Origin of the sequence: Stappia sediminis, from assembly GCF_009826895.1 — a bacterium.
Lineage (GTDB): Bacteria > Pseudomonadota > Alphaproteobacteria > Rhizobiales > Stappiaceae > Hongsoonwoonella > Hongsoonwoonella sediminis.
The window spans coordinates 313,570-327,112 of record NZ_WUMV01000008.1 but is presented as its reverse complement, the minus strand read 5'-3'; the positions used below and the strand labels follow the sequence as shown (position 1 = coordinate 327,112).

The window sequence follows — 13,543 nt, the reverse complement described above, 5'->3', positions numbered from 1 at the left end:
GCTCGGGGCCTGCGGTTCGCAAGCGTCAGCTCACGGCGTCGCGGATGGCATGCACCAGGTCGATCTTTTCCCAGGAGAACCCGCCGTCGGCTTCCGGCTCGCGGCCGAAGTGGCCGTAGGCCGCCGTGCGGGCGTAGATCGGGCGGTTCAGTTGCAGGTGCTCGCGAATGCCGCGCGGCGTCAGGCTCATGACCTTGCGAAGCGCGGTCTCGAGCCTTGCTTCCTCGCAACGCCCCGTTCCGTGCAGGTCCACATAGACCGACAGCGGCTCGGAAACGCCGATGGCGTAGGAAAGCTGGATCGTGCAGCGATCGGCAAGATCGGCCGCGACCACATTCTTGGCGAGATAGCGCGCGGCATAGGCGGCCGACCGGTCCACCTTGGTCGGATCCTTGCCGGAAAACGCACCGCCGCCATGCGGGGCCGCGCCGCCGTAGGTGTCGACGATGATCTTGCGCCCCGTCAGGCCGCAGTCGCCGTCAGGTCCGCCGATCACGAATTTTCCGGTCGGGTTCACGTGCCAGACGGTCTCGGGCAGGATCCAGCCGTCCGGCACCGCAGCGCGGATGTAGGGTTCGACGATCGCGCGCACGTCGTCGGAGGTCAGGTCCGGGTCGATGTGCTGGGTGGAGAGCACGATCGACGTGATACCCACGGGGCGGCCGTCCGCATAGCGCACCGTGACCTGGCTCTTGGCGTCCGGCCCGAGCGCCGGCTCGCGGCCGGATTTGCGGGCATCGGCCAGCATGTGAAGGATCTTGTGGGAATAGAAGATCGGCGCGGGCATGAGTTCCGGCGTCTCGCGGCAGGCATAGCCGAACATGATGCCCTGGTCGCCCGCGCCCTCGTCCTTGTTGTCGGCGGCGTCCACGCCCTGGGCGATATGCTCAGACTGGCCGTGCAGATGGACCGCGACATCACAGGTTTCCCAGTGAAAGCCCTCCTGTTCGTAGCCGATATCCTTGATCGCCAGGCGCGCCAGATGGGCCAGGTAGTCGTGCGTCAGGGTATTCGGGCCGCGCGTTTCGCCTGCAATCACCACCCGGTTCGTCGTTGCCAGCGTTTCGCAGGCGACGCGCGCTTCCGGCATTTCAGCCAGGAACGCATCGACGATCGTGTCGGATATTCTGTCGCAGACCTTGTCCGGATGTCCTTCCGAAACGGACTCGGAAGTAAAGAGATACTCCTGACGCGCCATGGCAATCGTCCTTCTGGGAAAACAAATGAGAAGCGGCGGAATATCCGCCGCTTCATGACTTGCAGAAGCTCTAATGAATGGTTCGCCGATGGCCGTCAAGTCCGGGTGCCGGGCGAGCCGCCTTCAATTCGATGGGAAAACGCCCGGTATCGATCAGGCGTCCTCGCCTGCGATTGAGCGCACGAGGTCGACTATCCGCCGGCGAACCTTGGCATCTTCGATGCGTACGAACGCCTTGTTCAGCGATAGTCCCTCGGAGGAGGAGAGGAAATCGACCACATAGGAGGTTTGCTGCGAATCCCCGCTTGCCGGCACATCCTCAGGGCTGCCGGGCGCATCTTCGAAGAAGAAGGATACAGGCACCTTGAGAACGGTAGCGATATGCTGAAGGCGGCTTGCGCCGATCCGGTTTGTGCCCTTTTCGTATTTCTGAATTTGCTGGAAAGTTATGCCAAGACTCTCGCCAAGCTTTTCCTGGCTCATTCCAAGCATCATGCGTCGCAGCCGCACGCGGCTGCCCACATGAACGTCGATGGGATTAGGTGCCTTTTTGCTGGGCATTTCTGGCCCTCTTTGTTGCCACAGTGGTAGACGTAACCCGAGTTCTTTTTATTTGATTGTATGTTCTTTTCGGATCTCCGGCCGAATGCTGGATTTCTTTATGTCGGACGAAGAACTGTCAGGGAAGATTCGTTCCGGATGCCATTCCTCGTTTATATGGACCGAAACTAAACGTAACGGTCGCATCCAATAATGCCGCCCCCGCCGCACCCTCGTCAATCATTACGAGTACGATTTACGTAGCGTAATATTGTGAGGAGGATCAGCGAAATGAAAAAGAAACAAGAAAACAGGTATTTTTGGTAGTAGGAAAAGAAGGTTGCATTAATATATTTTGGCAACCCTGAGTCGATATTACCACGATTTTGCAGGTCGAGTCTTGCTACGATGCGCCCGTAAGGGTCGATCACAGCGGAAATTCCGGTGTTGGCTGCGCGCACTACGGGGATGCCCTGTTCCACGGCGCGAAGTCTGGCCTGGGCGAAATGCTGGTAGGGTCCCGACGTCTCGCCGAACCAGGCATCGTTGGTGACGTTCAATATCCACGCCGATCGCCCGTCGGGCGTCTGGATCGCGCCGGGAAATATGATCTCGTAGCAGACGAGCGGCGAAAACGCCGGAATTCCATCGACCTCGAGCAGCCGGTTTCTGAAACCCGGCAGAAAGTCGCCGGCCCCTTGCACGAGCGTGGTGATGCCGAGAAGTTCGAAGAACGATTCCAGCGGCACGTATTCGCCGAACGGGACGAGATGAACCTTGTCGTAAGCATCGAGGATCGTGCCGTCGTCGCCGATGGCATAGATGCTGTTGTAGAAAACGCGCTCACCGTCCCTTCGCTCGGATCGGATCGCGCCCGTTATCAGTATGTCGCCGGCGCGCAGCGTGGCGGCGATTTCGGAAAGCGCGCCCGGCTCTTCCGTCAGCAGGAAGGGAACCGCCGACTCCGGCCAGACGATGATGTGGCGTGGCCGCTCCGCGTAGGGGTCGGAAAACGGTTGCGAGGACATTTCAATAAGCGTGGAGAAGACTTCGGCCCTCTTTTCCGGCCGCCATTTTTCTTCCTGCGGGACTGCCGGCTGGACGATGCGAAGCCCGATATCCTCATATTCGCCCGGGCTGACCGCCCCAAGGCGCGCGGCGCCGAAACCGGCGATCGCAATCAGCAGAAGGCCGGAAATGACCGGCATGGCGCGGCTGCCGCGCGTATTTTCCGCCAGGAGGGCGGGACTTGCGAAGATCAGAACGACGAAAAATCCAAGCCCGTATGCTCCGGTGACGGATGCCAATTGTGCAAGAACCGGCGTTTCGGCGAAAGCCTGCCCCCAGGTGTTCCAGGGAAATCCGGTAAGAATGTTGCCGCGCAGCCAGTCCGTCGTGGCGAATGCGAAGGCAAGCGCATAAATGCGCGGCCAGCCGTCGCGCCAGAACAGCGCGGCGATGCCCGTTCCCAGAGCACCGAAAAGCGCAAGCCCGGCAGGCATGGCGACGATTGCCAGCGGCATCAGCCACAGGAACCGGTCGGCATCGACCAGGAAGGCGCGCCCGATCCACCACAGGCCTGCAAGATGGAAACCGAAGAAGAACCACCACCCGACGAACATCGCCGGTCTGATGCGCCGCCCTCCGGATTCGGGTTCGATCGCGCCGTCGAGCAGCCAGACTAGTGCCGGCAGTGTGAGGGCGAGTATCGCGAACCATCCGAACGGTGCGAAGGCGAGGGCGGAAATCGCGCCTGCGGCAAATGCAAGGCCGAGGCGCCGCCAGCCCCAGCTGATCAGGAATATGTGTGACAGGCGATGCACTCGTTGAGCCTTTCGCAAAGGCGAATCAGGGAGCGCGCGAATCACGCATCCGCATCGCAAAAAGATCGGCTGACGTAGGATAAGTGGTCAAGTGAAAGCAGCCGAAATTCGCGGAAAAGCGCCGGAATCAGGTAAGGCCTAACTCGCTTCCGCCGTGCCGTCTTCCCGGCGTCCGCGCCGGCGGGTTTCGGCCAGTCTCTGGTCTCCGGCCCTGCGCCGGCGGATCCGCATGCGCTTGATACGCCGCGGGTCGGCGTCGAGCACCTCGAATTCGAAACCGGGAAGCGCGCGCGGGGAGATCAATTCGCCGCGAACCGGCACGCGGCCGATCAGCGTGAAGAGAAGGCCGCCGAGCGTATCGACCTCTTCCGCCAGGTCGCCGATCTGGAAATCGGCGCCGAGTTGTTCCTCGACATCCTCTATCAGGACGCGCGGGTCGGTGATCCAGACGTTCTCGCCAACCTTGGCGATCATCGCCTCTTCATCCTCGTCGTGTTCGTCCTCGATGTCGCCGACGACCGTTTCCACCAGGTCTTCCAGCGAGGCGAGGCCGTCGGTGCCGCCGTACTCGTCGATGACGAGCGCCATCTGCACGCGTTCGGTTTGCATTTTCGCCATCAGGTCTGTAGCGGGCATGGACGGCGGAACGAAAAGCACCGGACGGATGATGTCGAGCGCGGAAAGAGGCGCGTTGAGATCGACGTTGGAAAGGTCGAGCCCCAGGTCGCTGTTGGAACCGTCTGAGGGCTTGCTTTCCTCGTCATTGGCGGCGTTCGTCTTGCCGTTCTGCTTTACGGGCGGTTTCCTCGGCGGCTCCTGGGCGCCTTTTTGCGCCTGCTCGGCGAAATAGGACATCAGGTCCTTGATGTGGACCATGCCGCGCGGGTCGTCGAGCGTGTCGCGATAGACCGGCATGCGCGAATGGCCCGATTCCTGGAAAACCTCCATGAGGCGGCCGATCAGGATGCCCTCGTCGACCGCGTCGATGTCGGCGCGGGGCACCATCACGTCGTCCACCCGCACTTCCCGAAGCCGCAGGATGTTGCCGAGGAGCATGCGCTCTTCCGGCGTGAAGATCATGTCGTGACCGTCGACGCGGGCCAGTTCGTCCTGCAGGTTTTCGCGCAAGGAGGCCTTGCCGCCGCCGAACAGCCTGATCCGCCTCAGGAGTTCGCGGACAGGGGCGAACAGCGGACCGGCCGCGTCAGGTTGTCGGGCCGCTCCCGCATCCGGGGATGCGGCCGCTTTTTCGGAAGAAGCGTCGGGACTTCGTGTTTCTGCGTCGTTCATCGTCTCAATTCGTTCACGCCGGGGCGCGTTTGCATGCTGTCAGGGCCATATGCCACCGGATCAGGCCTCGTCCCCGGCAAGGGGTGTTTCGGCGTAGGGATCGCTGATGCCGAGCCGCGCCAAAATGCGCCGTTCCGCGTCTTCCATCTCCTGCGCTTCTTCCTCTATCTGGTGATCGTACCCGAAAAGATGAAGTAGACCGTGAATAAACAGATGCGTCAAATGCGCTTCAAAGCTCTTTTTTTCGGATTCCGCCTCGCGTTCCAGCGTTTCGCGGGCAATCACGATATCGCCGAGGAGGGGGCCGAAGGGCGGTTCGTCCTCGTCTCCGCCGGGAAAGGACAGCACGTTGGTGGGCTTGTCCTTGCCCCGCCATTCGCGGTTTAGCTCGCGGATCGAGGCGTCGTCGGTCAGCACGAGCGAAAGTTCCGCGCCCGGCACCGCCCGCAGGTTCTCTTCCGCAAAGGCTTCGTGCACGGCCCTTTCGAAGAGCTGCCGGAACCGGGCGGCATCGCCCCAGGAAGAAGCCTCCACGCTGATGTCGATTTCGACCTCGCCGGACGCTTCCACGCGTGAAACCTGCGTCATCGCTGCCTGCTGCGGTCCCAGGCGAGCGCCTGATGCCCGTCCGCTTCGTCGGCCTCGCGCTCGCGTGCCTCGCGTTCCTCGGACGCTCTGCGCGAGGCATCGTCATAGGCGCGCACGATCCGCGCGACCAGTTCGTGCCTCACGACATCGGCCTCGGTAAAGGCCACATGCGCCACGCCTTCCACTTCGGGCAGAAGCGAAAGCGCCTCGCGCAAGCCCGACTTCTGGCCGGGCGGCAGGTCGACCTGGCTGGGGTCGCCGGTGACGATCATCTTTGAATTTTCGCCAAGGCGCGTCAGGAACATCTTCATCTGCATCGTCGTGGTGTTCTGGGCTTCATCCAGGATCACCATGGCGTTGGAAAGGGTGCGCCCGCGCATGAAGGCAAGAGGCGCAACCTCGATCATGCCCGACTGCAGGCCACGGTCGACCTTTTCCGGCGGCATCATTTCGAAAAGCGCGTCGTAAAGCGGCCGCAGGTAGGGGTCCACCTTCTCCTTCATGTCGCCGGGCAGGAAGCCCAGGCGCTCGCCGGCTTCCACGGCCGGGCGGGAGAGGATGAGGCGCGCGACGTCGCCTCGCTCAAGCAGCGTCGCGGCATAGGCGACCGCGAGGAAGGTCTTGCCCGTGCCGGCCGGTCCCGTGCCGAACACAAGGTCGGCCCGGTCCATGGCGCGGATATAGGCGTCCTGCGCCGGAGTGCGCGCGATCACCGTCTTGCGGCGTGTCGCCACCTGGGCGAACGCCATTCGCGACTTGGGTTCGATCGTGGGAAGGTTGAGTTGCGCATCGGCGGCCGCCGCCATCCTGAGCGCTCCTTCCACGTCCGCCGGGTGCAATTCGTGGCCCTGCTGCAAGCGCGCATAGAGCGATTCAAGCGCATGCCGCGCCTGCTCGCAGGCCCAATGCGCGCCCTTGATCGTCACCTGGTTGCCGCGCGCGACCGCGTCGACACCCAGGCGCTGCTCGATAATGGCAAGGTTCTGGTCGAATTGTCCGAACAAGTCGCCGACGAGGCGATTGTCATCGAAAGCCAGCACGACATGCGTCATGTCGGAAGCCGGAACCGCGTCACGGCTTTTGCCGTTACGGGTCGGTGGAGGGGCATTGCCCGTCAAGAACCACCTCCTGATCCAGGATTTCGCTCAGGCAGGAATCGCAACATTCACGTTGGACCCTTTTCTATCCTGCCCGTTAATCAACCGCCCGAACAGGGAGTTTGTGCCCACATCGACGATTTCCACCGTTGCGAGCTTGCCGATCAGGTTTTCCGGCGCGTCGACCTGCACCGGCTGAAGCCATGGCGAGCGTCCCGCAAGCTGGCCCTCGTGACGGCCGGGCTTTTCGAAAAGCACATCGAAAGTGCGCCCGGTCAATGAGGCGTTGAAGGCGCGCTGCTGCCTCTGCAAAAGGTCCTGAAGGGCGGCAAGCCGTTCGGATTTCACCGCTTCTTCCACCTGAGCGTCCATCGTGGCGCCGGGCGTGCCGGGGCGAGGGCTGTATTTGAAGGAGAAGGCCGAGGCGTAGCCCACGCGCTCTACAAGGTCCATGGTATCGGCGAAATCCGCGTCCGTCTCGCCCGGAAAGCCGACGATGAAATCGCCCGACATGGCGATATCGGCGCGTGCGGCGCGGATACGGTCGATCAGGCGGAAATAGTCGTCGCGCGTGTGGCGCCGGTTCATCGCCTTCAGGATGCGGTCGGATCCGGTCTGCACCGGCAAGTGCAGGTAGGGCATCAGCATGTCGAGGTCGCGGTGCGCGGCGATCAGCGCGTCGTCCATGTCGCGCGGATGGCTCGTCGTGTAGCGCAGGCGCTCGATGCCGTCGGCCCTGGCGAGCCGGAACAGCAGCTCGCCGAGCCCCCATTCGCGCCCGTCCTCGCCCGCGCCGTGCCAGGCGTTCACGTTCTGGCCGAGCAGCGTTACCTCGCGCACGCCGGCTTCCGCCAGTCGCTCCGCTTCCGCCACGATCTGCGAAACGGGGCGGGAGACTTCCGCGCCACGCGTATAGGGAACCACGCAGAAGGTGCAGAACTTGTCGCAGCCTTCCTGAACCGTGAGGAAAGCCGTCACGCCGCGCGCGCGCACGGCCTTTCGCGATGGCGTCGCCAGATGCGCGAATTTCTCTTCGACGTCGAATTCGGTTTCGACGACCTTCGCGCCGGTGCTTGCGCGCCGAACCAGTTCCGGCAGGCGGTGGTAGCTCTGCGGCCCGAACACCATGTCGACCACCGGCGCGCGCCGGGCGATCTCCTCGCCCTCGGCCTGCGCCACGCAGCCGGCGACGCCCACCATCAACGCTCTTCCCTCGCTTTCGCGCTGCTTCTTCATCACCCGCAGGCGGCCGAGTTCGGAATAGACCTTTTCCGCCGCCTTTTCGCGAATGTGGCAGGTGTTGAGGATGATGAGGTCGGCCTCTTCCGGGGCTTCGGTCAGCGCATAGCCCTCCGGCGCCAGCGCATCGCTCATGCGGTCGGAATCATAGACGTTCATCTGGCAGCCGTAGGTCTTGACGTAAACGCGCCGTGTGTTGGCGCCCCCGCCTTGTCCTGTCTCTTTCGCTGCCTGCCGGTCGTCCGTCATGTCTTCCTCAATCTGCCGCGGGCATTTGCGCACCGCCCGCTTCGCAATTCCCGTCGGTTGTTTGAACGCCCGATCGTCGCTTTGCCTGTTTGTTCCCGCAAGGTACCAGGCTGCCTTCCCTCAGGCGGCGTCAGCATTAGCGGTTTTTTCGCCATTTGAGAATAGCGCGCCGTCATCGATTCGCGGATGCGAGGCGTCGTCCCGCCGCCCGTTCAGCGCCGCGGCCGTCATCCGGCGTACCTCTTCTTCCAGCTTGCGCGCCAAAGCCTTGCGGTCGTCCCCGTCCGCCACCTCCACGGGCTCGCCCCAGGTGAGCTCCACGTCTATCGCGCCTTCGCCGACGACCGAGAGGAAATGATGCGCCATTTCCATATCGCCGTACCATGCGACATGCGGGCGGAACTGGCGTCCCATCGGCAGTCCGTGAAGCCTCGTGTAGGCGATCGATAGCGGCTGTATCCACACCTTCGCCTCGTCGTCGCCCATCGCGTGGCGGGCCGCGCCTATGAGCGCGGAGCGGAAGGGCAGCACGCAATTGCCGTCATTGGACGTTCCTTCGGCGAACAGCACCATGGCATCGCCGTCGGACAATCTCGTGCCGATTTCCTCCGCCACCTTGCCGGTCGCGCTGCGCCGCTGCCGGTCCACGAAGACGGAGCGCTGCAGCTTTGCGAAAAGGCCGAAGACCGGCCATCCCGCGACCTCGGACTTCGCGATGAAGGAGAGCGGCATGCGCGAGCCGAGCACCGTGATGTCGATCCAGGAGACGTGATTGGCCGCGATAAGCAGCGGGCGTTCTTGCGCCGGCGCGCCGTTCTCTCGAACGCGGATACCGACGAGCGTGCAGGCGATCTTGTGCCAGAGGAGGGGCAAACGGCGCTTCATCGGCCAGTCGGCCCTCAGCGCCAGCCACTGCAGCGGGATCGCCGCCAGCGTGACGATGGTCAGTACGGCCAGCACGTAGGCTGCCCGAACCCGCGTCATCCTCTCACTCCTCGCTTTCCGGTGGCGTGTCTTCCGCCTTCAGGGGGAATCCGTAAAGCTCCAGCCGGTGGTCGACGAGGCGGTATCCGAGCTTGCGGGCGATAGCGTCCTGCAACGCCTCGATCTCCTCGTTTCGGAATTCGATCACCCGTCCGGACTTCAGGTCGATCAGGTGGTCGTGGTGCTCGTCGGGCACGGTTTCGTAGCGCGCGCGCCCGTCGCGGAAGTCGTGGCGCTCGATGATGCCGGAATCCTCAAACAGCTTCACCGTGCGGTAAACGGTGGAAATGGAAATGCGCGGGTCTTCCGCGACGGCGCGGCGATAAAGCTCCTCGACGTCCGGATGGTCGGTCGAAGATTCGATCACGCGCGCGATCACGCGGCGCTGGTCCGTCATGCGCATGCCTTTGGCCACGCATTGCTCTTCAAGCGAAAGGGGGATATCGGATTCCGTCACGTCGTCTCCGGATCACGTGCTTTCTTGCCGGCGAACAAGCGTTCCGCGTCAGGCCGGTATTCTGGAAGATGCGCTTAAGCCAGATCAAGGCGCATGACAAGCGCGCTGCCGTCGCCTTCGCTCGCCGAGTAGTATCCCCGCCGCGTGCCGACCTGGCGCATGCCAAGGCTCTTGTAGAGCGCGATCGCGCCTTCGTTCGCGGCGTCGACCTCCAGGAATATGGATTTTACCCGATCCGCATAGAGACGCGAAAGCGCGGCCCGCATGAGTTGCCGCGCGATCCCGCGCCCGCGCGCCGCCGGGTCGACGGCGATCGTCAGGATTTCCGCCTCGTCGGCGGCGGTTCGCAGGATTACGAAGCCGAGCGCCTTTCGCGTGCCATAGGGGCTTGCGCGCCGCGCGATCAGGATCGTGACGCCGGCCTGCGCGCGAAGGGCGGCCAGTTCTTCCGTGTGCCACGTCTGGCGGAAGCTCATGTCGTGGATTTCCGACAGCCTGTCGAGGTCCTCCACGGTCGCCTCCTCGACCACCGGCGGCTGATTCCAGAACCACCAGAACGTCATACGCGCAACCGGCGGTCCCGCACCTGCGGCTTGGCGTCGGGGGGCCTTAGATAAAGAGGCGCCGGCGCGCCCCGGCCCGGTTGGGCCAGGCTTCCCAATGTCGTCACGTCGCTGATCTCCGGCCATCCTGCTTCGTTGACGATCAGACTGTCGTCCAGATCGGCCGCCTCGGCAAGCATGCGTGCCCCGGATCCGGCCAATCTGGCGCCGGTTTTCGCGGCCTGTATCAGATCGGCCACGCGCGCGACGCGCGGTTCGTCGAGTGGTTCGCCTTTCGCGCCGAAGGTCTGCGTGTAGATTTCGTCGCGCCTCGCATCGAGGATGACGAGAACGGGCGATGGCGTTAGGCCTTGCTCTTGAAGCTCCCGGCGTACGCCTTGGGCGACGGCGGCAAGCGTTGTTACCCCGATCACCGGGATCTCGAGAACGAGCGCAAGCCCGCGCGCCACGGAAAGCCCCACGCGAAGGCCCGTGAAGCTGCCCGGCCCGGTGGTGACCGCGATCCGGTCGAGATCGGTGAAGGCGACACCCGCCTCGGCCATGACCTCCGCGATCATCTCCATCAGCCGTTCCGCATGGCCGCGGCCCAGTTCCTCGCTTTGGGAGAAAAACCGGCGTTCTCCGTCCTCGTCCACGAGAACGGCGGCGGAGCAGGCCGAAAGGGCGGTATCTATCGCAAGCAGGATCATTTCAGGATTAAAGGGCGAGGTTGGTTGGCGGTCGAGCACTGCTTTCGGATGAAGACTTTCGACGCAATTGTCGAGGAAGCTTCGCAATAATGCCCTGGCGATCCAAAGAAAAAGCCCGGCGCAAGCCGCGCCGGGCATTCGACGTCATGAGCCCGCGACGATCAGATGGGGCGCACTTCCTCCACTTCCGGCACGAAGTGGCGAAGCAGGTTCTGGATGCCGTGCTGAAGTGTCGCGGTGGATGACGGGCAACCGGCGCAGGCGCCGCGCATGGAAAGATAGACCACGCCTTCCTTGAAGCCCTTGAAGGTAATGTCGCCGCCGTCCTGCGCCACGGCCGGTCGCACGCGGGTCTCGATCAGGTCCTTGATCATGTCGACGGTTTCCTCGTCGCCCTCGTCGAAGAACTCTTCCGAGGTTTCTCCAGGCCCGCCGTCGCGGATCACCGCTTCACCGGACATGAAGTGTTCCATGATCGCGCCGAGAATCGCCGGCTTCATGTGCTGCCAGTCGGTATCGTCCTTCGTCACGGTGATGAAGTCGTGCCCGAAGAAGATGCCGACGACGCCCGGCACCGAGAAGAGCTTCTCGGCCAGCGGCGAAACGGCGGCATCGGCCGAATCGCGGAAATCGCGCGTTCCTTCCTGCAGAACGATGCGCCCCGGCAGAAACTTCAGGGTCGCCGGATTCGGCGTTGCTTCGGTCTGAATGAACATTTCTGTCGTCCTTCTTCGTCGCGCGGCGGCAGGTTCCGCGAAGTGGCCGCTCGCGTATTCGGCGTGATGCCATCGAAATCGCATCGGAATTTGCGGCCACTATATACGTGTGTTCGCGTAGCCGCCAGCTTAGAATTGTTCCAGACTGCCGTTGAAAGTAACGCGCCCTTGCCGCGCTTCAAGGGGGGCTCTGTCTGCGGCTTTCGTAAAAATCACGCGAGCGCGACGATCGACGCCTCGTCAAGGTCGCCCGGCACGATGGTGACGGGGATGGGGAAGGTGGCGGCGGATTTGCCGGCGATGGACGTCACCAGCGGTCCCGGCCCTTCGGATCCTGTCGCCGCCCCCAGCACCAGGATCGCGATATCGGCGTCCTGCTCGATCAGTTCCACGATCTCGTCGGATCGGTTGCCCTCGCGAATCACCGTTTCAGGCTCCGTGCGGGCGACGGCACGCACCCGGTCGGCGGCCTTGGCGAGCACGGTTTCGGCTTCCTCGCGCGCTTCCGCCCGCATGATGTCCTCAACGCCCAGCCAGTGCTGGAAATCGCCGGGCGCGATCACGTAAAGCAGGATCGCGACGCCGCCGGTGCGTTCGGCGCGTTTGGCGGCGTAGAGGATCGCCTTTTCGCATTCCGGCGTATCGTCCACGACGACGAGGAATTTTCGGCGGTGGCCTTCTTCGAAGCTCTTTCGGATCGCTACCATGCGCGCATGCTGCCATCGACATTGCCGTGGAACAAGCGTCTTGACGTCGCGGGTGCGAACAAAGCCCCCTGATTCATTTCAGAGAATGAAGCGGGACAGGTCGATGTTCTTGGCAAGTTCGCCGATATTGTCGCGCACGTAGTCGGCGTCGATGACGACCTTGTCTCCACCCTTGTCGGGCGCGGTGAAGGAGATTTCGTCGAGAACGCGCTCCATCACGGTCTGAAGGCGCCTCGCGCCGATGTTCTCCACCGTCGCATTGAGGTCGACGGCGATCGATGCGATCTCGTCGATCGCCTCCGGCGTGAACTCGAGCTCCACTTCCTCGGTGCCCATCAGCGCCACGTATTGCTTGATGAGGCTTGCCTCGGTTTCGGTCAGGATCGCGCGGAAGTCGTCCTTCGTCAGCGCGCGCAATTCCACGCGGATCGGCAGGCGGCCCTGCAGTTCGGGCAGGAGGTCGGAGGGTTTTGAGACGTGGAAGGCGCCCGAGGCGATGAACAGGATATGGTCGGTCTTCACCGGGCCGTGCTTTGTGGCGACCACGGTGCCCTCAATCAGCGGCAGGAGATCGCGCTGCACGCCTTCGCGCGAAACGTCGCCGCCGGCGCGCTCGCCGCGCGCGCAGATCTTGTCGATCTCGTCCAGGAAGACGATTCCGGCGTTTTCCACCCGCGAGATCGCGTCTTCCACCACCTTTTCCTCGTCGAGGAGCTTGTCGGACTCCTCGTCGATCAGCAGCTGATAGCTGTCCTTCACGCTCGTGCGCTTCGTCTTCGTCTGCCCGCCGAAGGCTTTGCCGAAAATGTCGGAAAGGTTCATCACGCCCACGCTCGCCCCCGGCATGCCCGGCATCTCGAAGGATGGCATCTGTGGGTGGGAGCGCACCTCCACCTCGATTTCCTTCTCGTCGAGGTCGCCTTCGCGCAGCTTCTTGCGGAATGAATCGCGGGTAGACGGGCTCGCGTTCGGGCCCACGAGCGCGTCGAGCACCCTTTCCTCGGCCTGGATATGCGCCTTCGCCTGCACTTCCTGGCGCTTTTCGGTGCGCACCAGCGAAATGCCGACTTCCACGAGATCGCGCACGATCTGCTCGACATCCCGGCCGACGTAGCCAACTTCAGTGAATTTCGTCGCCTCGATCTTCACGAACGGCGCATTGGCGAGCTTGGCGAGCCGGCGGGAGATTTCCGTCTTGCCCACGCCAGTCGGCCCGATCATCAGGATGTTCTTGGGCAGAACCTCCTCGCGCATCGGTCCTTCGAGCTGCTGACGGCGCCAGCGGTTCCTGAGCGCGATCGCGACCGCCCGCTTGGCCTCTTTCTGGCCGATGATGTAGCGGTCGAGTTCGGAGACGATTTCGCGCGGCGAGTAATTGGTCATTCGGTCGTTCCCTTTTGCCC

The 13,543-nt window shown here is 63.2% G+C and carries 14 protein-coding genes; all 14 read right to left on the bottom strand.

Annotated elements, in window-relative coordinates; all coding sequences use genetic code 11:
* Positions 1–25 precede the first annotated feature (25 nt).
* The gene (gene metK, locus GR183_RS17990; protein ID WP_160777049.1) at positions 26–1,198 is read right to left on the bottom strand and encodes a methionine adenosyltransferase; all 1,173 of its coding nucleotides are present in this window, start codon (positions 1,196–1,198) and stop codon (positions 26–28) included.
* Between the two features lie 153 nt (positions 1,199–1,351).
* On the bottom strand, positions 1,352–1,759 hold the full coding sequence (locus GR183_RS17985) for a helix-turn-helix domain-containing protein (protein ID WP_160777048.1): 408 nt from the start codon (positions 1,757–1,759) through the stop codon (positions 1,352–1,354).
* A gap of 215 nt (positions 1,760–1,974) precedes the next feature.
* Positions 1,975–3,561: an apolipoprotein N-acyltransferase gene (gene lnt / locus GR183_RS17980; RefSeq protein ID WP_202396174.1), complete on the bottom strand. Its 1,587-nt coding sequence runs from the start codon at positions 3,559–3,561 to the stop codon at positions 1,975–1,977.
* Between the two features lie 138 nt (positions 3,562–3,699).
* Positions 3,700–4,851 (bottom strand): transporter associated domain-containing protein, encoded by a 1,152-nt coding sequence (locus GR183_RS17975; RefSeq protein ID WP_160777047.1) that lies wholly within the window; start codon positions 4,849–4,851, stop codon positions 3,700–3,702.
* 60 nt (positions 4,852–4,911) lie between these two features.
* Positions 4,912–5,439: an rRNA maturation RNase YbeY gene (gene ybeY / locus GR183_RS17970; RefSeq protein ID WP_160777046.1), complete on the bottom strand. Its 528-nt coding sequence runs from the start codon at positions 5,437–5,439 to the stop codon at positions 4,912–4,914.
* Positions 5,436–6,491: a PhoH family protein gene (locus GR183_RS17965; protein ID WP_160777162.1), complete on the bottom strand. Its 1,056-nt coding sequence runs from the start codon at positions 6,489–6,491 to the stop codon at positions 5,436–5,438. The genes ybeY and GR183_RS17965 overlap by 4 nt, the downstream gene beginning before the upstream one ends.
* A gap of 93 nt (positions 6,492–6,584) precedes the next feature.
* A complete protein-coding gene (gene miaB, locus GR183_RS17960; RefSeq protein WP_160777045.1) occupies positions 6,585–8,024 on the bottom strand; it encodes a tRNA (N6-isopentenyl adenosine(37)-C2)-methylthiotransferase MiaB in 1,440 nt (479 codons plus the stop codon).
* A gap of 120 nt (positions 8,025–8,144) precedes the next feature.
* A complete protein-coding gene (olsA, locus tag GR183_RS17955; RefSeq protein ID WP_160777044.1) occupies positions 8,145–9,008 on the bottom strand; it encodes a lyso-ornithine lipid O-acyltransferase in 864 nt (287 codons plus the stop codon).
* 4 nt (positions 9,009–9,012) lie between these two features.
* Positions 9,013–9,411 carry a Fur family transcriptional regulator gene (locus GR183_RS17950; RefSeq protein ID WP_160777161.1) on the bottom strand — a complete coding sequence of 133 codons (399 nt, stop codon included), beginning with the start codon at positions 9,409–9,411 and terminating at the stop codon, positions 9,013–9,015.
* A 128-nt stretch (positions 9,412–9,539) separates the two neighbouring features.
* Positions 9,540–10,028, bottom strand: coding sequence for a ribosomal protein S18-alanine N-acetyltransferase (rimI, locus tag GR183_RS17945; RefSeq protein ID WP_160777043.1), 489 nt, complete (start codon positions 10,026–10,028; stop codon positions 9,540–9,542).
* On the bottom strand, positions 10,025–10,717 hold the full coding sequence (gene tsaB / locus GR183_RS17940) for a tRNA (adenosine(37)-N6)-threonylcarbamoyltransferase complex dimerization subunit type 1 TsaB (protein ID WP_160777042.1): 693 nt from the start codon (positions 10,715–10,717) through the stop codon (positions 10,025–10,027). Before tsaB ends, rimI begins: the two co-directional genes overlap by 4 nt.
* A gap of 161 nt (positions 10,718–10,878) precedes the next feature.
* Entirely contained in the window at positions 10,879–11,433 is a 555-nt protein-coding gene (locus GR183_RS17935) for a NifU family protein (RefSeq protein ID WP_160777041.1), read from the bottom strand.
* A gap of 212 nt (positions 11,434–11,645) precedes the next feature.
* A complete protein-coding gene (locus GR183_RS17930) occupies positions 11,646–12,140 on the bottom strand; it encodes a universal stress protein (RefSeq protein ID WP_160777040.1) in 495 nt (164 codons plus the stop codon).
* Positions 12,141–12,218: 78 nt separating this feature from the next.
* Positions 12,219–13,523: an ATP-dependent protease ATPase subunit HslU gene (gene hslU / locus GR183_RS17925; protein ID WP_160777039.1), complete on the bottom strand. Its 1,305-nt coding sequence runs from the start codon at positions 13,521–13,523 to the stop codon at positions 12,219–12,221.
* Positions 13,524–13,543 lie beyond the last annotated feature (20 nt).

What these genes read in the sequence shown, in the direction of transcription:
- metK (WP_160777049.1), bottom strand. Translation starts at nt 1,198, where the DNA reads ATGGCGCGTCAGGAGTATCTCTTTACTTCCGAGTCCGTTTCGGAAGGA.
- GR183_RS17985 (WP_160777048.1), bottom strand. Translation starts at nt 1,759, where the DNA reads ATGCCCAGCAAAAAGGCACCTAATCCCATCGACGTTCATGTGGGCAGC.
- GR183_RS17975 (WP_160777047.1), bottom strand. Translation starts at nt 4,851, where the DNA reads ATGAACGACGCAGAAACACGAAGTCCCGACGCTTCTTCCGAAAAAGCG.
- ybeY (WP_160777046.1), bottom strand. Translation starts at nt 5,439, where the DNA reads ATGACGCAGGTTTCACGCGTGGAAGCGTCCGGCGAGGTCGAAATCGAC.
- GR183_RS17965 (WP_160777162.1), bottom strand. Translation starts at nt 6,491, where the DNA reads ATGACGCATGTCGTGCTGGCTTTCGATGACAATCGCCTCGTCGGCGAC.
- miaB (WP_160777045.1), bottom strand. Translation starts at nt 8,024, where the DNA reads ATGACGGACGACCGGCAGGCAGCGAAAGAGACAGGACAAGGCGGGGGC.
- olsA (WP_160777044.1), bottom strand. Translation starts at nt 9,008, where the DNA reads ATGACGCGGGTTCGGGCAGCCTACGTGCTGGCCGTACTGACCATCGTC.
- GR183_RS17950 (WP_160777161.1), bottom strand. Translation starts at nt 9,411, where the DNA reads ATGCGCATGACGGACCAGCGCCGCGTGATCGCGCGCGTGATCGAATCT.
- rimI (WP_160777043.1), bottom strand. Translation starts at nt 10,028, where the DNA reads ATGACGTTCTGGTGGTTCTGGAATCAGCCGCCGGTGGTCGAGGAGGCG.
- tsaB (WP_160777042.1), bottom strand. Translation starts at nt 10,717, where the DNA reads ATGATCCTGCTTGCGATAGATACCGCCCTTTCGGCCTGCTCCGCCGCC.
- GR183_RS17935 (WP_160777041.1), bottom strand. Translation starts at nt 11,433, where the DNA reads ATGTTCATTCAGACCGAAGCAACGCCGAATCCGGCGACCCTGAAGTTT.
- GR183_RS17930 (WP_160777040.1), bottom strand. Translation starts at nt 12,140, where the DNA reads ATGGTAGCGATCCGAAAGAGCTTCGAAGAAGGCCACCGCCGAAAATTC.
- hslU (WP_160777039.1), bottom strand. Translation starts at nt 13,523, where the DNA reads ATGACCAATTACTCGCCGCGCGAAATCGTCTCCGAACTCGACCGCTAC.